Annotated in this window: 17 protein-coding genes; 14 read left to right on the forward strand and 3 right to left on the reverse strand. The window is 33.3% G+C overall.

All coding sequences use genetic code 11. The annotated features are described in order from the left end of the window. Nucleotides 1-27 precede the first annotated feature (27 nt). Nucleotides 28-1,029: a zinc dependent phospholipase C family protein gene (locus BXU10_RS22970; protein ID WP_078229780.1), complete on the forward strand. Its 1,002-nt coding sequence runs from the start codon at nt 28-30 to the stop codon at nt 1,027-1,029. 64 nt (nt 1,030-1,093) lie between these two features. Here BXU10_RS22970 and BXU10_RS22975 read toward each other — a convergent pair whose 3' ends face one another. Continuing rightward, on the reverse strand, nt 1,094-1,726 hold the full coding sequence (locus BXU10_RS22975) for an MCP four helix bundle domain-containing protein (RefSeq protein WP_078229781.1): 633 nt from the start codon (nt 1,724-1,726) through the stop codon (nt 1,094-1,096). 332 nt (nt 1,727-2,058) lie between these two features. On the opposite strand from BXU10_RS22975, the gene BXU10_RS22980 reads away from it, so the two are divergent. Further along, nucleotides 2,059-4,473 carry a TonB-dependent receptor domain-containing protein gene (locus tag BXU10_RS22980; RefSeq protein WP_078229782.1) on the forward strand — a complete coding sequence of 805 codons (2,415 nt, stop codon included), beginning with the start codon at nt 2,059-2,061 and terminating at the stop codon, nt 4,471-4,473. A 261-nt stretch (nt 4,474-4,734) separates the two neighbouring features. On the opposite strand, the gene BXU10_RS22985 is transcribed toward BXU10_RS22980, so the two are convergent. After that, entirely contained in the window at nt 4,735-5,499 is a 765-nt protein-coding gene (locus BXU10_RS22985) for a phosphatase PAP2 family protein (RefSeq protein ID WP_078229783.1), read from the reverse strand. A gap of 70 nt (nt 5,500-5,569) precedes the next feature. Further along, a complete protein-coding gene (locus BXU10_RS22990) occupies nt 5,570-7,660 on the reverse strand; it encodes an LTA synthase family protein (protein ID WP_078229784.1) in 2,091 nt (696 codons plus the stop codon). A gap of 206 nt (nt 7,661-7,866) precedes the next feature. Between BXU10_RS22990 and BXU10_RS22995 the strand changes: the two genes are divergently transcribed. The 12 genes from BXU10_RS22995 (at nt 7,867) to hisIE (ending at nt 18,912) form a co-directional block, all read left to right on the forward strand. Further along, entirely contained in the window at nt 7,867-8,529 is a 663-nt protein-coding gene (locus tag BXU10_RS22995) for a response regulator transcription factor (protein ID WP_078229912.1), read from the forward strand. Between the two features lie 3 nt (nt 8,530-8,532). Further along, on the forward strand, nt 8,533-9,924 hold the full coding sequence (locus BXU10_RS23000) for a HAMP domain-containing sensor histidine kinase (protein WP_078229785.1): 1,392 nt from the start codon (nt 8,533-8,535) through the stop codon (nt 9,922-9,924). 311 nt (nt 9,925-10,235) lie between these two features. Then, a complete protein-coding gene (gene hisG / locus BXU10_RS23005) occupies nt 10,236-11,093 on the forward strand; it encodes an ATP phosphoribosyltransferase (protein ID WP_078229786.1) in 858 nt (285 codons plus the stop codon). Between the two features lie 102 nt (nt 11,094-11,195). After that, on the forward strand, nt 11,196-12,482 hold the full coding sequence (gene hisD, locus BXU10_RS23010) for a histidinol dehydrogenase (RefSeq protein WP_078229787.1): 1,287 nt from the start codon (nt 11,196-11,198) through the stop codon (nt 12,480-12,482). An 83-nt stretch (nt 12,483-12,565) separates the two neighbouring features. Beyond that, a complete protein-coding gene (gene hisC, locus BXU10_RS23015) occupies nt 12,566-13,612 on the forward strand; it encodes a histidinol-phosphate transaminase (protein WP_078229788.1) in 1,047 nt (348 codons plus the stop codon). 166 nt (nt 13,613-13,778) lie between these two features. After that, on the forward strand, nt 13,779-14,915 hold the full coding sequence (hisB, locus tag BXU10_RS23020) for a bifunctional histidinol-phosphatase/imidazoleglycerol-phosphate dehydratase HisB (protein WP_078229789.1): 1,137 nt from the start codon (nt 13,779-13,781) through the stop codon (nt 14,913-14,915). 83 nt (nt 14,916-14,998) lie between these two features. Beyond that, nucleotides 14,999-15,349: a nuclear transport factor 2 family protein gene (locus BXU10_RS23025; RefSeq protein WP_078229790.1), complete on the forward strand. Its 351-nt coding sequence runs from the start codon at nt 14,999-15,001 to the stop codon at nt 15,347-15,349. A gap of 71 nt (nt 15,350-15,420) precedes the next feature. Next, nucleotides 15,421-16,002, forward strand: a complete 582-nt coding sequence (gene hisH, locus BXU10_RS23030; RefSeq protein ID WP_078229791.1) for an imidazole glycerol phosphate synthase subunit HisH — start codon at nt 15,421-15,423, stop codon at nt 16,000-16,002. A gap of 123 nt (nt 16,003-16,125) precedes the next feature. Continuing rightward, nucleotides 16,126-16,851: a 1-(5-phosphoribosyl)-5-[(5-phosphoribosylamino)methylideneamino]imidazole-4-carboxamide isomerase gene (gene hisA / locus BXU10_RS23035; RefSeq protein ID WP_078229792.1), complete on the forward strand. Its 726-nt coding sequence runs from the start codon at nt 16,126-16,128 to the stop codon at nt 16,849-16,851. An 80-nt stretch (nt 16,852-16,931) separates the two neighbouring features. After that, nucleotides 16,932-17,687 carry an imidazole glycerol phosphate synthase subunit HisF gene (gene hisF, locus BXU10_RS23040; protein ID WP_078229793.1) on the forward strand — a complete coding sequence of 252 codons (756 nt, stop codon included), beginning with the start codon at nt 16,932-16,934 and terminating at the stop codon, nt 17,685-17,687. 21 nt (nt 17,688-17,708) lie between these two features. Then, nucleotides 17,709-18,257 carry an STM3941 family protein gene (locus tag BXU10_RS23045; RefSeq protein WP_078229794.1) on the forward strand — a complete coding sequence of 183 codons (549 nt, stop codon included), beginning with the start codon at nt 17,709-17,711 and terminating at the stop codon, nt 18,255-18,257. A 52-nt stretch (nt 18,258-18,309) separates the two neighbouring features. After that, the gene (hisIE, locus tag BXU10_RS23050) at nt 18,310-18,912 is read left to right on the forward strand and encodes a bifunctional phosphoribosyl-AMP cyclohydrolase/phosphoribosyl-ATP diphosphatase HisIE (protein ID WP_304529080.1); all 603 of its coding nucleotides are present in this window, start codon (nt 18,310-18,312) and stop codon (nt 18,910-18,912) included. Nucleotides 18,913-18,949 lie beyond the last annotated feature (37 nt).

An 18,949-nucleotide genomic window follows, 5' to 3' on the forward strand; every position in this document is an offset into this window, starting at 1 on the left:
AAATTTGCAGTTCAAATAAAACTTCAAATGAAAAATTTTAAAATGAAACCAAAACTAATTGCTTTTTTTGCCATTGGAATTGGATTTTTGACCTTATCCTGGGGAATTGTGGGACATGAACGCATCAATAAAGCTGCTGTAATGGCACTGCCTCAACAATTACAAGTCTTTTTTTATAATCATATTGATTTTATTACACAGGAAGCTTCTGTTCCGGATATTCGTAAATATGCCTTAAAGTATAAAGATGAAAACCCAAGACATTATGTTGATCTTGAGAACTTTAAAGTACCAATTGACAGTTTACCTAAAACACTGGACGAAGCAACTAAAAAGTACGATACAAAATTCCTGAACGACAACGGAATTTTACCTTGGTACATTGAAGACATGATGACCAAATTAACCAAAGCTTTCAAAGAAAAAAACAGAGCCGAAATCTTATTTCTTGCTGCAGATTTAGGTCATTACATCGGAGATGCGCACATGCCATTACATACTTCTGCCAATCATGATGGTCAGTTAACGGATCAAAAAGGAATCCATTCACTTTGGGAAAGCAGGCTGCCTGAGCTGTTCGTTAAAAATTATAAATTAAATGTTCCTGAAGCGCAGTATTATGATGATGTTCACAAAGCAACCTGGGACATGATCAGAGATACACACAACTTGGTTGAGCCACTATTGGCAGTTGACAAAAAGTTAAGAACTTCAACTCCAGAAAACCAGATTTTTGTTGTAGATGCTAAAGGCAAAATTGTAAAGAGCAAATACAATTCGGCTAAATTCTCAGACGAATATGCTGCCAAATTGCACACGGAATTAAACGGAATGGTGGAAAGCCAGATGAAAAAGGCCATCACAGCAACAGCCAGTTTTTGGTACACAGCGTGGGTAAATGCAGGAAAACCGGATTTAAACGACTTAGATTCAAAGGAACTTACAAAACGTAACAGCAAAGCTTTAAAGCAGGATTTAAAGTTATTTCAGAAAGGAAATCTTTTCGGAATGCAGAATCAAAATGATTAAGGATTTTATTATAATTCAATAAAACAGAAAGCCTGTGAAGTTCTATTTCACAGGCTTTCTGTTTTTAATTAAGACTCGGTGATCCCGGAATTTTAATATTTCTTTTATGCTTTTTTATAATCAATAAGTAAAAAGTAATTCCACCCAAAACAATCAGCAAAGCAATTTCCAGCTGCCCAAGTGTATTGTTACCGCTATGCATCGCATTTGCACTTGCGAGTTTGACTTTTCCTTCCTTTACCTGAATTTCCGAAAGCTGATTCAGTGTGTTTAAAGCCTTGTCGCATAGAGGTACAATATGATTCCAGTTTTTATTTTGCACATCTCTACTAATTGCAGAACAGGAAGCCAGAAAATTGTCAAAATGAATTTTTTCCTTCGGGGTCAAAACCGTTTTAAAGTACAAATCATCAATTGTATGTATTATTTTCAGGGCATTTTTTATTTCGTCATTTTTCGTTATATCATTTAAATTCTCTTTCTGTGCTTCCGCTTTTATATAGTGGAGCTCATTTGCATATTGAAAGATATAATAAGCCACAACGAGTCTGTCATTATAAATAGTGTTGATATTTTCGTTGATATTTTTAGAATTTCGCAGCGTATTAAAGTTACTTAATACAATAATCAGCATTACAATCAGTAAAATAAAAGCGGCTTTTGCCTTGTTGCTGTATTTCTTTAAAACGTTCTTCATTATAAATAATGATAATGATTAATGTGTAGCTGTTATCTAAAAAGATACATAAAGATAAGGTTTTAGAATACAGTAATTTAGAATATATAAGACATTTTTTTTAAGCAGATTTTCCTGCTGTTCGTTGTATTTTTTGCACACTCGTCTCAAAAACCAGTACAAAAAAAGGATGTCACTTTCATAAGAGCTAAATGATTTATTAGACAAATAAAAGTAATACAGTGGGAATCTTGATTGATTAAAAAATTAGCTTAACAACTTCTAAGAATAATTTAATAATATCTTAAGGGAGCTTCCATAAGCCTATTTATTGATATAAATATATTTGTGTCATGAAAATTACTATACAGAAAACAGCTTTAGCCTTTCTATTATTAACTATTAGCCAAATATCTTTTTGCCAAAAAACCGGAATGATAAAAGGAACAATTTCAGATGAAAAAACACCCTTAGGTTATGTTGATGTCATTTTGAAAAATTTAAATGATTCAACAAAAGTTATAAATCATAAAGTAACTGATAGCTTAGGAAATTTTATGATGGAATCAATTGCTGCCGGGAATTATGGATTGCAGTTTAACTTAATTGGCTATAAAACAGTTTGTCAAAAAGTAATGATTTCTGAATCCAATAATTTTATATCATTAGGTACTATTGTTTTACATAGTGACACAAATTTATTGAATAGTGTTGTGGTTACATCTCAAAAAAAACTTATTCAAAAAACAGCCGTGGGGTTTGTTTTTAACGCAGCCTCTAATATTTCTCAAACTGGCGGAACAGCAATTGATATGCTGAAAAGCATTCCAACTATAGTTGTAGATGCAGATGGAGCAATTTCTATGAGAGGAAAAATGCCTCTGATCCTGATTAATGGGAAAAATTCGACTATTACAAATATGGATCAAATTGCGGCAACAAGTATTGAAAGCATTGAAGTAATTAATAACCCTACTGCAAAATATGATGCCAATGCTGAAAGCGGTGTCATTAATATTAAGCTTAAAAAAAACAATCAAAGCGGTATTAACGGTGCTGTAGCTCTGGGGGGTGGTTTTGGAGCTAAAGGCAGATTTAATAGTTCGGCAATTTTGAATCATAAAACTGATAAATGGAATTTTGGTTTGAGCTATGATAATCGTTTTGCAGGTAGAACTAAAGAAATAAAAGGAAGCAGGACCAATTATTTTATTGAAGATGAACATAATATTGAACAAAACAGGAATGATAAGCGAACGGAACAGTTACAGAACCTAAAATTCAATATTGATTTCTCACCCAACGAAAAAAATAATTTTTCTTTTGAGGCTATAGGGAATATGGAAGGTCAGAATAATGATGAGACGTTAAAGACTTTGATGAAAAGAGAAAATAACAACTTTTTTTCAAATAATACCAGACATTCTCTGGAACTCGAACGATCAAAAGTGGCAGAATTTGCACTTAATTATGATCGAAAATTTTCAGATGAAAGAAAAAGTCTTACTGCCAGTATCACTTCATCCCTTAACAGAGATCACGAAAATACAGCTATTGATACTTATAATTATAATGAAAGTAAGGATCAGACAGGTGATGTTTTTTTACAAAGAACACACAATTATGAAAACGGAAATGTGTCAAATGTTATTTTCGATTATTCTTTCCCGGTTTTTGAAAAATCAATTATTGAAACGGGATACAAAGGAACTTTCCGGTTTTTTAATTCTGATTTTGAAAGTGCAGATAATAGCAATGGCGAATATATTGTTAATCCGGCATCGAGCAATATTTTTAAATTTCATGAACAAATAAATGCTGTTTATGGAATGTTTAATTCTGTTATTGGCAATGCTGAAGTTTCACAATGGAAATATAACTTAGGCATTCGCGCAGAACAGGCTTCAAATGATGGTAAAATACAAAAGAATAGTAATAGTTTTTCAAATAATTATCTAAAATTGTTTCCATCAGCATCCTTACAGTATAATTTGAAAACGGATGAATTTATTAAATTCGCCTATAGCAAGCGTATTAATCGCCCTCAATTAGGTCAGCTTAATCCATTCGTAGATATTACTGATGCGCTGAATCCTCATACTGGAAATCCCTTTCTTAAACCTGAAATAATCAATATCGCAGAGGCAAATTATAATAAAGAATGGTCTAAATATTCTTTTTCTATGAATGCTTTTTATAGAAATGCAACAAATACAATCAAACAGTATTCAGAACTTCAGGATGATGGCTCTGTGTTGTTATCACCAAAGAATTTTGGAAAAACAATTACTTATGGATTAGAATCTATTTTTAGTCTTAAGACAGATGGCTTTTATGATGCAAATATTAGTTTAACAGCTTTTCAACAAAATATTGACGGATCAAATGTAGCAGAGGATCTGGCAAGCAAGGCCTTTAACTGGTATGGAAAAATCATAAATAATTTTGTACCGTGGTCAGGAGGGAAAATTCAAATAATTGGAAATTATAATTCAGCACTGGCAACTCCACAAGGAGAAAGAATTGCTCTTTATAATGTTGATATGGGTTTTCAGCAAAAACTGGGTTCCGGAAATGCACGTTTAGGCTTAGTTGTCACTGATATTTTTAATACGTTAAAAAGCGGTTATATAAACAACACTTACAATTTTACAAACAACAGAACTTCAAAATCAGATACACGTGCTTTGATGGTTACTTTTGCTTATACTTTTAAATCGGCATTCAGGGAAAAATTATTAGAAAATCAGTTTACCCCTGAGTATTGATTTACGGGTATAATTCAACATAGGTGTTAGGCGAGTCATTTGGCTTCGCTTAGGATTTAGTTGAAGGTTTTTTACTTTGAAAGGGCTTCGACTCCGTTCAGCCTGACAAATGTCATTACTAAATATCTCTTTAAATCAAGTGTCATCCTGAGCGGAGTCGAAGGTTTGTCAATTGGAACAGGTTTAGACTAAGTTTATTCTGAGTGAAGCCGGAATGGACTCAGCTGATATCTTATAAATATGAATTGTTTCAGTTTAAACCTAAAATACCTTTACAAAAGACAACCCATATTGATGACCGTTATAGAAAGGCATAATCATAGATGTTGAGTTAGTTTCAGAAGAAGATTTAAATATCTTTTTTGTTATATATGGATTCATCCAATAAGCCAGTTTGGTACTCAAAATACCAATTCCGGCTCCGGCAGCTACATCGGTTAACCAGTGGCGATTGTTATAAATCCTGAAAAGGCCTGTTCCTGTTGCTACTGCATAACCTGCAATTCCATACCAAATCGATTTATCTTTGTATTCCTGCCATAAAAATTCGGCCCCGGCAAAAGCGGTTGCGGTATGCCCTGATGGGAAAGAGTTATTAGAACTTCCGTCGGGGCGCTCTTCTTTTACAATTGATTTTAAACTCAAGACCGTTGTCGCCATTATCACATATGATGTAACAAATATAACTGAGCGATCTCTGAAATTATTTTTACCTTTTACACCAAAAGCATTTAGCGCATAAACAGAAGCTGCAGGAGTATATCGAGAGAAGTCATCAATGGTGACTTTTTGATCAATATCTTCGGTCACCTCTTTTTTAATTTGCGAATTGAAACTCAGCAATTGGTCGCTTTCAAGACCAATTACACCATAACCAATTAACGCACCCGGAATGATTAATTGTTTATAATTAAATTTTAAATGATGGTTAGCGGTAGTGTCAATTTTTGCAATGCTGTCTGTTTGCTGTGCATTTGCATCTGGAACACTCAATAAAAATACAAGGAAAATAGTTTTATAAAACATCTTTTTTATTAGTTATGAAAAATAAAAGCGATTATTATTTTTACGGATTATAATTCATTAAATAGAAGTTTTATTTCTGATATTTTTTTTGTTTCAGCATATCGGAAGCTGTTTGATAAAATGAAATTGTTTCATTTACCAAATCAGTTCTTTCTGTTTTTAATGGCTTTTCATCATAATAAATTTGATATTCCGGAGCAATACCTTTTTTCTGATTCAAATGCAATTCAAATTGTCTTACTCGTTGTTTAGGCGATAAAATAGTTAAAACATTGTCTTTTATGAATCCTAAATCCTGATAGGTAGCAATAAATGCCCTTGGTTTATAATCTGATTTTAAAACATCCTGACCAAAAAACTTGCTTTGATAATCGAAATGCAATAATCCGAAAAGCGTTGGCATAAGATCAATTTGCGACATTAGCTTTGTACATTTTTCAGGTTTGATTCCCGGAGTGTAAATAAAAGCCGGAATTCTGTATTTATCCATTGGTAATTCCGTTTTCCCTGCGCTTGATGCACAATGATCTGCAACAATTACAAAAACAGTATTGGTAAACCAGTATTGTTTGCTGGCCATTTCAAAGAATTTTCTTAGCGAATAATCAGTATATTTTACCCCTCCGTCACGTGATTTTATATCGCCGGGAATATCAATCTTATTATTAGGATAAGTAAAAGGCCTGTGATTGCTCACTGTCATGATATGGTTAAAAAAAGGTTTATTTTCTTTAGCTTCAGCATTCATAACCTTTATAGCTTTATTGTACATATCTTCATCACATACACCCCAAACATTAGAAAATGTGATTTCCCCGGATGTAAAGCTTGATTTGTCAACAATTTCATATCCATTTCCTGAATAAAAATCCTGCATATTATCAAAAAAAGCATCGCCGCCATACATGAATTTTACATTATATCCTTTTTGTTTAAAAATAGCACCGGTTGAGAATTTATTCTTATTGTCTTCTCTTTTTACCACGCTCTCACCAGCAGTTGGAGGAAGGCATAAAGTTACGGCCTCAAGTCCGCGTACAGTTCGGTTTCCTGCAGCATATAAATTGGTAAACTGCAGGCTTTTTTGTGCTAAACTATCCAAAAAGGGAGTTATGTTCTTTTCGTTGCCATACATTTTCATGAATTCGGCGCTGTAACTTTCAATAGTAATGAGAACTACATTTTTATGATTTTCTGCAGAATCACTTTCTATTTTTCGGATAGTAGTTTCTCCTGAAATAGCTGGAAACTGCTGTTTTAAAATTGCAAAAGCTTTTGTATTTGGCATCGTTTTGTAAAACTTGAAATAATCCAGATCACTGTTTTTAAATGCTAAGTAAAATTTGTATAACCCGTTAGACTGTAATTCATTAACGAAAACATTTCTGGAATTTTCTGTTTTAGCCAGAGTTGGAATTACAAATAAGGAAACTAAGAACAAAACGATATAAAGTACCGAAATTTTTATTTTCTGGCTGAAGGACGGAATCTCATCAATATAAATTCTTGACTTTTTCAGAATAAAATAAGTAACAATACCGGTTATCAAAAACACCCCCGAAAATATTGGAACAACAGGATAAGACTGCATAATGTTTCCGATAACTTCATTGGTGTAAATCAGATAATTTACAGCGATGAAGTTGTATTTTACACCAAATTCATTCCAGAAGAAATATTCACTTATTCCGTTTTGGAGAATCAATAAAACATAAAGGAAGATAACAAAGGCAAACAGCCAAAACCTGATTTTGTTTCTCAATTTTGGAACAAATAATAGTACGACAAATAAAGCAGTTTTGATTCCGATGAAAATAAGTGCAATCCTGGGTAATCCACCTCCGTACTCGTCTAAAATACTTTTACCTGAAGCAACATATAAAAATAAAATGATAAAAGCACCCAGAATAATATATCCGGACGGTTTATTATATTTGGAATTTGAGATAAATATTAAATAAAGCCATAAAAAAACACTGGCAATTACAAAGACAAAAAAATCAGATAATAATCCTAAACCAAAGATTTTAAGGCTTTCAGTAAAACTGAATGAGCTCTGTGTTATGGGATGTAAAAGCAAAACAATCCGCAGTATGAAACTGACAATAAAATAGAATAAAGCAAGATTGTAAAATGGGGAAAGTTTCTTGTAAAATATCATGTATTTTTTTTGTAAAATTAATTTCGATTGATTAATTCCAGATTAAGAAAAACTATTTCCTTCCTTAGTGCAGTCTTAAAGTTTACTTAAGATGACTGCATTTTTTTATTGTGATGTTTTTGAACATTTATACCATATAATTTTTTTTATCTTTGATAAAAATCAATTATAGATATATAAATAAAATCTTAATAAAAAAAAATGAAATGCATATTTTAATAGTTGAAGATGAGCTGGGTATTGTTCAGTTTTTGAAACAGGGTCTGGAGGAAGAAGGATATGAGATAACTACCGCCAGTGATGGTTTAATAGGTTTTGAATTGATTCAAAACCAGCAGTTTGATTTGATTTTGTTAGACTGGATGCTGCCTAAAATTAGTGGTTTAGATTTATGTAAATCCATCAGAATTAAAAATCGTAATACCCCAATTATTTTTTTGACAGCAAAAGATACAGTTCAGGAAACTATAGAAGGTCTAAAAGCAGGAGCTAATGATTATATCAAAAAACCGTTTAGTTTTGAAGAATTAGTAGAACGTATAAAAGTTCATTTCAGAGTTCAAAAAGATTCAGAAATATTGACTTTAGGAACTATTAAAATTGATTTATCGAAGTATACGGTTTTAAAAAACGATCATGAAATTTCACTTACACAAAGAGAATTTGAATTGTTGGTTTATTTGATTAAAAATAAAGGAAAAGTATGTACCCGAAACCAGATTTTAAAAGATGTCTGGGATATAAATTTTGAATATGATACCGGTGTTATTGATGTTTTTATGAACGCCATCCGAAAAAAACTGAAATTAAAAATTGAGGAAGATTACATCAAAACAATCCGCGGTGTTGGATATATAGCAAATGATTAAAGAATGATACAGCTTTCTTTTAAAAACAGAATTGCCTTAAATTACATTATTACAACCGGTTTGTTGATCTTGGTTGTTTTTTTTACGCTGTATTATATAGTGAAACATGCTGTTTACAGTCATATTGATACTGGTATTAAGGTTGAGCTTCAGAATCATTTTAACGAAATCAAAGTTGTAAATAATGCTGTAATCCTGGTTGATGAAGAAGAATGGGAGGAACGTGAACATAATACGGTAGATATTAATCCGGTTTTTGTTGAATTTTTAGACTTAGACAAAAAGATCTCTGAAAAATCACCAAATCTTAAGAATAAAAGACTTGTATTTCATGAAAATGTCGAAAATTTTAAAATATTTGATACAAAAATTGGAGCCAATACAATTCGCCAGGTTCAGGCACCCCTGATTGTTCGATCTAAGAAAATAGGGTACTTAATAATAGCAATGTCGTTAAATGATTCAATATTAGTCTTGGATAGATTATTCGATATTATGATAATGGCTTTTCCTATAATTTTATTAGTACTGTTTTTTATTGCACGTTTTTTTGCAGGCAGAAGCATAAAACCTATAAATGCAATTACCAGTATATCAGGAATGATTACAAAAGATAATTTAAAATCAAGGATTCCGTTGCCTAAAAAACATGACGAATTGCACACACTTTCAGAAACCATAAATAGCTTATTAAATCGAATTGAAGATGCGATTGAACGTGAAAAACAGTTTACTTCGGATGCCTCTCATGAACTAAGAACACCGTTAACAGTCATAAAAGGAACTCTCGAAGTACTAATTAGAAAACCACGGGACCACAAGGAATATGAAGAAAAAATAAATTACTGTATTAATGAAGTAGATCATTTAAATATATTAGTTGATGAGCTTCTCATGCTTGCCCGTTTCGAGAATCAAAAACAAAATATTTTACGGGAATCTGTTTATTTGAATGCATTGATTTTGGATGTTATAACCTTAAATTCAGAGAAAATAAACAACAAGAAAATCAATATGAAATTTAATGCTGATGAAGATTTTTATATCAATTCAGACAATTATCTGGTAGTAACCATTCTTAGAAATATTATTTCGAATGCTGTCAAATATACAAACGAGGGCGGTGAGGTATCTGTTTCTCTTTCTAAACGTACCGGGAAAATAATTTGTAAAATTTCAGATAACGGAATAGGAATTGCTAAGGAAGATTTAGAGACCGTTTTTAATCCTTTTTTTAGATCAAATTCATCTCTACACCCTGAAATTAAAGGAACGGGATTAGGATTATCTATTGTGAAACGCTTTACGGAATTGCTTCATATTACATTTCAAATGGAAAGTAAAATTAATACCGGAACTGTAGTGCTTTTAGAATTTAACGAAGAAATGAAATAGTATTGTACTTATAAAATCTATTAAAAATAAGGACTAAAGCTTTTTTTTAACAATAAACTACAGTTAAGTTAAAATAAAAATTGCTTTTTTATGAAATTAACCTGTATATTTGCAACCGAATCAAAGAATAAAAACAACCAACAATGTTTATAAATAAATTACATCATCATCATTTTCATAATTGCTCTCAGGCGATGTGTTAATGTATGGATGTAAATCATCATATTTTAAAACCCGTTTGAGTACATCAAACGGGTTTTTTATTACCTATTCTTTGTACTCAAAACTATTAATTAAACAAAAAAAGAAAAATGAGTACTTTAAAAATTGCAATTCAAAAATCAGGTCGTTTAAACGAAGACAGCATTCAGATCTTAAAAGACTGTGGTATTTCAATCAACAACGGAATCGACCAGTTAAAAGCTGAAGCTTCCAACTTTCCTCTTGAAGTTTTATATTTAAGAAATTCTGATATTCCTCAATATTTAGTTGATGGAGTGGTAGATTTGGCAATTGTTGGTGACAATCTTTTGGTAGAAAAAGGAAAAGGTATTGAAGTAGTTCAGAAATTAGGATTCTCAAAATGCAAAGTTTCTGTAGCAGTTCCTAAAACTTTTGAATATAATTCGGTTCAGGATCTGGCAGGTTTGAGAGTTGCAACTTCTTATCCAAATACAGTTAATGAATATTTTGGTTCATTCGGATTAACGGTTGATATTCACCAGATTTCAGGATCGGTAGAAATTGCGCCTAATATTGGTCTTGCTGATGCCATTGTTGATATTGTTTCCAGTGGAAGTACTTTGTTTAAAAATAATTTGAAAGAAGTTGAGGTAATTTTGAAAAGTGAAGCAGTTTTAGCGGTTTCACCAAAAGTTTCTCCTGAAATTCAAAAGCACATTGATACCTTAAAATTCAGAATTCAGTCAGTTTTGAGAGCCCGAAATTCAAAATACATTTTGATGAACGTACCAAACGACAAGATTGATGAAATTGGCAGAATTTTACCGGTTTTACGTAGTCTTACTGTTTTGCCATTGGCTCAGGAAGGATGGAGCAGCGTACACTCCGTAATCGATAAAGATACTTTTTGGGACGTAATCGATCAGTTGAAAGAAGCCGGAGCCGAAGGAATTTTGGTTTGCCCAATTGAGAAAATGGTTCTTTAGGACTTCGTCCGCTTTAGGCTTTAGGCAATATGCTTTAAGCCAAAAAAACATAAAGTTAATAAAGCTTATTGCGTATAGCTTAAAGCTTAAAGCATAAAAAAAATGAATAAAATAAATAGCCCAAAACCGGATACCTGGTCAGAAATATTAAAAAGACCTACGAAAACCATCGATGATATCGAAGTTACGGTTAAAGAAATATTTAAGGAAGTACAGAAAAAAGGAGATGAAGCTGTTGCAAAATATACTTCTATTTTCGACGGAATTGCTTTAGACAGTTATGAAGTTACTTCAGAAGAAATTCAGGAAGCAATTAATTTAGTTTCATCCGAATTGAAAGAAGCGATTCAGCTGGCTAAAAACAATATTTATAAATTCCACTCAGCACAAAAAACAGAAAGAATCTCAATTGAAACGATTGAAGGTGTTAACTGCTGGCAGGAAAAAAGGCCAATCCAAAAAATTGGTTTGTATATCCCAGGCGGAACAGCTCCTTTGTTTTCAACGGTTTTAATGCTGGCTGTTCCTGCTGAAATTGCCGGAAGTAAAGAAATTGTTTTATGCTCGCCTCCGGATAAAAATGGAAAAATAAATCCTGCAATTTTATATGCCGCCAATTTATGCGGGGTAACCAAAATATTAAAAGTAGGCGGAATCCAGGCCATTGCCGGAATGACGTTTGGAACACAGTCAATCCCTAAAGTGTATAAAATTTTCGGTCCCGGAAATCAGTTTGTAACGGTGGCTAAACAATTGGCAACACAATTTGGTGTGGCGATTGACATGCCTGCAGGGCCATCAGAATTATTGGTGGTAGCTGATGATACAGCCGTTCCTGCTTTTGTTGCGTCAGATTTACTGTCACAGGCAGAACATGGAGCTGACAGTCAGGTAATTTTGGTTTCGACTTCGAAAAAACTGATTGATGCTGTTGAAAAAGAAATAGAAATTCAACTTGAAGCACTTCCAAGAAAAGAGATTGCCCAAAAAGCCATTGCCAATTCTAAATTAATTTTTGTTGAAAATGATAAAATTGCTTTAGACTTAATCAATGAATACGGTCCGGAACACTTTATCATCTGCTCAGAATATGATGATTTCTATTGCAACGGAATAGTAAATGCAGGTTCTGTTTTTATTGGAAATTATACTCCCGAAAGCGCCGGAGATTATGCTTCTGGAACAAATCACACTTTGCCGACAAATGGTTATGCGAAAAATTACAGCGGAGTAAATCTGGATAGTTTTATGAAATCCATGACTTTTCAGAAAATTTCAGAAAAAGGAATTCAGAATATTGGGCCAGCAATTGAACTTATGGCTGAAGCAGAAGGATTACAGGCGCATAAAAATGCAGTGACACTTCGATTGAATGAACTAGATAAGTAAAGAAGCAAGAATAGTAAATAGCAGAGTATTTTAGGCAAAAGTCTTTCCTCTTGATTCTTTCTTCTAATTAAAAAAATAAACCAATGAGTACCTTCGATATAAATACAATAACACGTGAAAACGTAAAATCTTTGAAACCGTATTCGTCCGCACGTGATGAATTTGAAGATTTTGATACAGCCGAAATGATTTTTCTGGATGCGAATGAAAACCCGTTTCAAAATGGTGTGAACCGCTATCCGGATCCACAGCAGAATTCGGTTAAGGCAATTTTAGCTAAAAATAATAAGGTAAAACAAAGTCAGATTTTATTAGGAAACGGAAGCGATGAGGTTTTGGACTTGCTTTTCAGGGCTTTTTGCGAACCAAAAACAGACAATATTATTTCATTGCCGCCAACGTACGGAATGTACAGCGTTCTGGCGAATATTAATGCCGTAGAAAACAGAGAAGTTTTGCTTTCGACAGATTTTCAGCCACAGGTTGAGAAAATTTTAGAAGCGGTTGACGATAATACTAAAATTATCTTCTTATGCTCGCCAAACAATCCAACCGGAAATTCATTTTCGGATGAAAGTGTGGTGAAACTGCTTCAAAACTTTAAGGGCTTGGTGGTAATTGATGAGGCTTACATTGATTTTTCGGATAAAGAAAGCTGGCTGATTGAAATTGAGGAATACCCAAATTTGGTCATCACACAGACACTTTCAAAAGCCTATGGCTTAGCCGGAATTCGTTTAGGAATTTGTTATGCCTCCGAAGCTGTAATTTCAGTTTTAAATAAAATTAAACCTCCTTATAATGTAAATGAACTAACGCAGCAAAGAGCTATTGAGCGTTTGAAGGATGGTGAAAAAATAAAGCAGGAAATTGCTGCTATCATCGAACAAAGGTCAGTATTGCTTAAAGTTTTGGCAGAGGTTGCTTTTGTTGAAAAAGTATATCCAACAGAAGCTAATTTTGTGTTGGTAAAAGTTGACGATGCCAATAAAAGATACAATCAGTTGATTGAAAAGGGAATTGTTATCAGAAACAGAACAACGCAGCCTTTATGCGAAAACTGCCTTCGTTTTACGATTGGTATTCCTGAAGAAAATGCTGTTTTGATTAGGGAATTGAAGGCACTGTAAAAAAGTTTTGTCACAAATTCATTAGTGATGAAATTAGAAATTATAAATATCTCGAAAACCGTTTTGCGTGAGGGATATAGGCGGTATCCTTTTGTGAAGAGAAACGAAACAAAAGATATAGCCGAAAGCCCGACCCGGAGGGACACGCCCAAAATAGAATTAAAATATGAAAAAAGTACTTTTTATCGATCGTGACGGAACGATTGTTTTAGAACCGGAAGGATATCAATTAGACAGTTTAGATAAACTGGAGTTTTATCCGAAAGCGTTTCAGTATCTTGCTAAAATTGCCAATGAACTGGATTACGAACTGGCAATGGTAACCAATCAGGACGGATTAGGAACGGATAGTTTTCCGGAAGATACATTTTGGCCAACACAGAATTTTATTCTGAGAGCTTTTGAAAACGAAGGCGTTTTGTTTGATGATATTTTTGTAGACAGATCGTTTCCGGAAGATAATGCGCCAACACGCAAGCCAAGAACAGGAATGCTGACAAAATACATTGACAATCCGAATTACGATTTAGGAAACTCTTTTGTACTGGGAGATCGTCTGACTGATGTTGAGCTGGCTAAAAACCTGGGTGCAAAAGCTATTTTTATGAATTTGACTGACGGAGCTGGAAGTGCCGAAATTTCATCAAAACGTGAAGAATTAGATGAAACGATTATTCTGCAGACAACGGACTGGAAAACAATTTATGAGTTTTTGAAATTAGAGGCACGTTCTGCTTCGATTACACGTAAAACACATGAAACTGACATTTTTATAGATTTGAATCTGGACGGAACCGGAAAAAGTAAAATAGATACCGGAATTGCTTTTTTCGACCATATGCTGGATCAAATTTCACGTCACGGTCAAATGGATTTGGAAATTTTGGTAAAAGGCGATTTAGAAGTTGATGAACACCATACGATTGAAGATACAGCAATTGCGCTTGGAGAAGTTTTTGCAAAAGCATTAGGAAATAAATTAGGTATTGAACGTTACGGTTTCTGCTTGCCAATGGACGATTGTTTAGCTCAGGTTGCCATTGATTTTGGAGGAAGAAACTGGCTGATTTGGGAAACCGAATTCAAACGTGAAATGGTAGGCAAAATGCCAACAGAAATGTTCTTTCACTTTTTTAAATCATTCTCTGACGGTGCAAAAGCAAATATCAACATCAAAGCTGAAGGTGATAACGAGCACCACAAGATTGAAGCAATTTTTAAAGCTTTCGCTAAAGCCATAAAAGTGGCCGTTAAAAGAGATACCGAAAAAATGATTCTGCCAAGTACAAAGGGAATGTTGTAAAAAGAGGTTGTTTCAGGTTTAAAGTTTCAAGTTCTGTTGAGTAACGTGTAATTTTAAACCTGAAACCTGAAACAAAAAATGAAATGGAAGCGAAAAAGTTTGCCAAAGAATGGATTGATTCCTGGAATTCTCATGATTTAGATGATATCATGAAGCATTATTCAGAAGAAATTGAAATTACAACACCAATGTTAAAATTGGCTGCCGGAATTGAGAGCGGTTCGCTGCAGGGAAAACAGCAGGTAAGGGCATATTGGCAGAAAGCTTTGACTAAAATTCCGGATTTGCATTTTGAACTGATAGAAGTTACATCAGGGATTGATTCTGTGGCGCTTTACTATAAGTCGGTTATGAATAAAATGGCAATCGAAGTTATGTTTTTTGATGAAAACGGATTGGTAAATAAAATGATCGCTCATTATACTGATTTGTAAAAAAATAAAAATTGTTTCAGATTTTAAGTGCTGCTGAGAAACTTGAAACCTGAAACCTGAAACAAAAGAGAATGAAAATAGTAATTATAAATTACGGAGCAGGAAATATTCAGAGCATTATGTTTGCTATTGAAAGACTGGGTTTTAAAGCCGTTCTGAGCAATAATCCGGAAGAAATTCAGACGGCAGATAAAGTGATTTTTCCGGGTGTGGGAGAAGCAAGCTACGCCATGAAAAAACTGAAAGAAAGCGGTTTAGATACCTTAATTCCGAACTTGAAACAGCCTGTTTTCGGAATTTGTCTAGGAATGCAGTTGATGTGTAATTCAACAGAAGAAGGAAATACTGAAGGTTTAGGGATTTTCGATGTCGATGTAATCAAATTTTCAAACAAAGTAAAAGTACCCCAAATGGGCTGGAACCAGATTTATGATTTAAAATCGGATTTGTTCAATGGAATTTCAGAGAATGAATTTATGTATCTGGTTCATAGTTTTTACGCTCCAAATTGCGCTGAAGCCATCGCTACAACAAATTATGATGTAGAATATGCATCGGCATTGCAAAAAAATAATTTTTACGGAACACAATTTCACCCTGAAAAAAGCGGTGATGTTGGGGAGAAAATTTTGGGAAACTTCCTGAAAATGTAAAGGTTTAAATTTCAATAGCAATTTCAAAAATCAATTACAATATCAATTTAGAAAATCTGAAATCAAAAATCGTTAATCGACAATCAAAAATCAACACTTTCAAACTTTAAGACTTAAAAATAAATGAGAATAATACCAGCCATAGATATCATTGACGGAAAATGCGTTCGTTTGTCCAAAGGGGATTATGATACCAAAATAATTTATAATGAAAATCCGCTTGAAGTAGCGAAATCATTCGAAGCTCACGGAATTGAATACCTGCATTTAGTAGATCTTGATGGTGCTAAATCGAGTAAAATTGTCAATTATAAAATTTTAGAACAAATTGCAACGCAAACCGGTTTGAAAATTGATTTTGGAGGCGGTTTAAAATCGGATGATGATTTGAGAATTGCTTTTGAAAGCGGTGCAAGCCAAATTACCGGAGGAAGTATTGCAGTAAAAAACAGAGCTATTTTCGAAAAATGGATTGCTGAATATGGTTCCGATAAAATCATTTTAGGTGCTGATGCCAAAGACGAGAAAATTGCAGTTTCAGGCTGGTTGGAAGATTCTGATGAAGATTTGATTCCGTTTATTCAGGATTATCAAACCAAAGGAATCCAGTACGTTATTTGCACTGATATTGCAAAAGACGGGATGCTGGAAGGACCAAGTTTTGACTTGTATGGCAAAATTTTAGCAGAAGCCAAAGTTGTAAAACTTATCGCTTCGGGAGGTATTTCAACTTTCGACGAGTTACCAAAATTGGCTGAATTAGGCTGCGAAGGAACGATAATCGGGAAAGCAATTTACGAGGGAAGAATTACATTAAAGCAACTCGAAGATTTTATAATTAGAAAATGAGATAATTAGATAATTAGATAATTTAAATACAATGTAAAAATTATCTAATTATCTAATTATCTAATTAACACATTAGATAAATGTTAGCAAAAAGAATTATACCCTGCTTAGATATAAAAAACGGAAGAACTGTAAAAGGGGTTAACTTTGTTGACTTGCGTGATGCGGGTGATCCTGTCGAGCTCGCTGAAATATACTCAGCTGAAGGTGCGGATGAATTGGTTTTTCTGGATATTTCGGCTACAGAAGAAAGACGTAAAACGTTGGTAAACATGGTGCGAAGTGTTGCGGAGAAAATCAACATCCCGTTTACAGTTGGCGGGGGAATTTCATCTGTTGAAGATGTTGAAATCCTTTTGAATAACGGAGCTGATAAAGTTTCGATTAATTCATCGGCAGTAAAAAATCCACAATTGATTAATGATCTGGCACAGAAATTTGGAAGTCAGTGCATTGTAGTAGCAATTGATGCTAAACAAATAGACGGACAATGGATCGTACATTTGGTGGGCGGAAAAGTACCAACAGAATTGAATTTATTTGACTGGGCTGTTGAGGTAGCTCAGCGTGGTGCCGGTGAAATTTTATTCACCTCGATGGATAATGACGGGACCAAAAATGGTTTTGCAAACGAGGCTTTGGCAAAACTATCAACGTTAATCAATATTCCAATTATTGCTTCGGGAGGTGCTGGAAATATTCAGCATTTCGTAGATTCCTTTAAAGAAGGAAAAGCAGATGCGGCTTTGGCAGCGAGTGTTTTTCACTTTAAAGAAATTGAGATAAAAGCTTTGAAACAAGAACTTAGGAATAATGGTATTGAAGTTAGACTTTAGATAATCAGATAATAATTGTTTATGAAAGATAAAGAAAGTATACAAATTTTTGGAAGTACGGGTAAATTAATAAAACTATTGTTTTTTTCTATCTTATTTTTAATTGTCAGCCTTTGGATATTAGTATATCAACCTACTGTTCGCAATGTAATCGTTAATAATTTTATAATAAAAAATGTTGCTTCAATTTTAGGTCTATTCATGGGATTGTTTGGAATCTATTTCACTACAAAAAAGTTATTTGATAAAAAACCAGTCGTTGTTATTGATGCTATTGGAATTGTAGATAATTCATCAGCAGTATCGCTTGGAAGAATTTTATGGGAAGACATTGATGCAATTAAAGAGATTACAGTTGTAAATCAAAAATTCATTAAGATTTATCTTAAAAATCCTGAAGATTATATAAGTAAAGAAACTAATGTGATTAAAAGAAATATGATGAAAATGAATTTAAAGCAATCAGGCTCTCCTGCTAGTATTTCAGTTAATGGACTCAAAATATCTTTTAATGATTTGAAAGATATATTAATGCAAAAATTTGAAGAAACTCAAGCAGGTAAAAACTAGAAAAAATTAATATAAGGGTCAAGAATCTAAAATCTAAACTCAAAAATCTAAAATAAAAATGAACATCGATATAAAAAGCTCCCACGGATTGATTCCGGCGATTATTCAGGATTCAGAAACGAAAAATGTCCTAATGATGGGTTACATGAATGAAGAATCAATTCAAAAAACAATCAAAACCCAAAAAGTGACTTTTTTCAGCCGATCCAAACAAAGGCTTTGGACAAAAGGCGAGGAGAGCGGAAATTTTTTGAATCTGGTAAGTATAAAAAATGACTGCGATGGTGACACGCTTTTAATTCAGGCAAAACCTGTTGGACCAACTTGCCATACTGGTGCGGATACTTGCTGGCAGGAACCAAATGAGGCTAATTATGGTTTTATTTCCCAGTTAGAAAATACAATCAAAACCCGCAGAGAAAATGCTGATTCGGAGAAAAGTTATGTAGCTTCACTATTCGAAAAAGGAATCAATAAAATTGCTCAAAAAGTAGGAGAAGAAGCAGTAGAAGTAGTTATTGAAGCCAAAGACGATAACGATGATTTATTCCTCAGCGAAAGCGCTGATTTGCTTTTTCATTACCTGATTTTATTACAGGCAAAAGGATATCAGTTAAATGATGTAATTGAAGTTTTGAAGAAACGTCAGAAGTAGTTTTTAGTAAATCGATTAAAAAAAGCCTGTCAGAAAT

Source organism: Flavobacterium sp. LM4 (genome assembly GCF_002017935.1).
In the GTDB taxonomy this organism is placed as follows: Bacteria; Bacteroidota; Bacteroidia; order Flavobacteriales; family Flavobacteriaceae; genus Flavobacterium; species Flavobacterium chungangense.

Excerpts from the sequence above, each read along its gene's own strand:
- BXU10_RS22975 (WP_078229781.1), bottom strand. The coding sequence starts at position 1,726 with ATGAAGAACGTTTTAAAGAAATACAGCAACAAGGCAAAAGCCGCTTTT.
- BXU10_RS22990 (WP_078229784.1), bottom strand. The coding sequence starts at position 7,660 with ATGATATTTTACAAGAAACTTTCCCCATTTTACAATCTTGCTTTATTC.
- BXU10_RS22970 (WP_078229780.1), top strand. The coding sequence starts at position 28 with ATGAAAAATTTTAAAATGAAACCAAAACTAATTGCTTTTTTTGCCATT.
- hisH (WP_078229791.1), top strand. The coding sequence starts at position 15,421 with ATGAAAATAGTAATTATAAATTACGGAGCAGGAAATATTCAGAGCATT.
- hisD (WP_078229787.1), top strand. The coding sequence starts at position 11,196 with ATGAATAAAATAAATAGCCCAAAACCGGATACCTGGTCAGAAATATTA.
- BXU10_RS22980 (WP_078229782.1), top strand. The coding sequence starts at position 2,059 with ATGAAAATTACTATACAGAAAACAGCTTTAGCCTTTCTATTATTAACT.
- hisB (WP_078229789.1), top strand. The coding sequence starts at position 13,779 with ATGAAAAAAGTACTTTTTATCGATCGTGACGGAACGATTGTTTTAGAA.
- hisF (WP_078229793.1), top strand. The coding sequence starts at position 16,932 with ATGTTAGCAAAAAGAATTATACCCTGCTTAGATATAAAAAACGGAAGA.
- BXU10_RS22995 (WP_078229912.1), top strand. The coding sequence starts at position 7,867 with ATGCATATTTTAATAGTTGAAGATGAGCTGGGTATTGTTCAGTTTTTG.
- BXU10_RS22985 (WP_078229783.1), bottom strand. The coding sequence starts at position 5,499 with ATGTTTTATAAAACTATTTTCCTTGTATTTTTATTGAGTGTTCCAGAT.
- hisC (WP_078229788.1), top strand. The coding sequence starts at position 12,566 with ATGAGTACCTTCGATATAAATACAATAACACGTGAAAACGTAAAATCT.
- BXU10_RS23000 (WP_078229785.1), top strand. The coding sequence starts at position 8,533 with ATGATACAGCTTTCTTTTAAAAACAGAATTGCCTTAAATTACATTATT.
- hisG (WP_078229786.1), top strand. The coding sequence starts at position 10,236 with ATGAGTACTTTAAAAATTGCAATTCAAAAATCAGGTCGTTTAAACGAA.
- hisA (WP_078229792.1), top strand. The coding sequence starts at position 16,126 with ATGAGAATAATACCAGCCATAGATATCATTGACGGAAAATGCGTTCGT.
- BXU10_RS23025 (WP_078229790.1), top strand. The coding sequence starts at position 14,999 with ATGGAAGCGAAAAAGTTTGCCAAAGAATGGATTGATTCCTGGAATTCT.
- BXU10_RS23045 (WP_078229794.1), top strand. The coding sequence starts at position 17,709 with ATGAAAGATAAAGAAAGTATACAAATTTTTGGAAGTACGGGTAAATTA.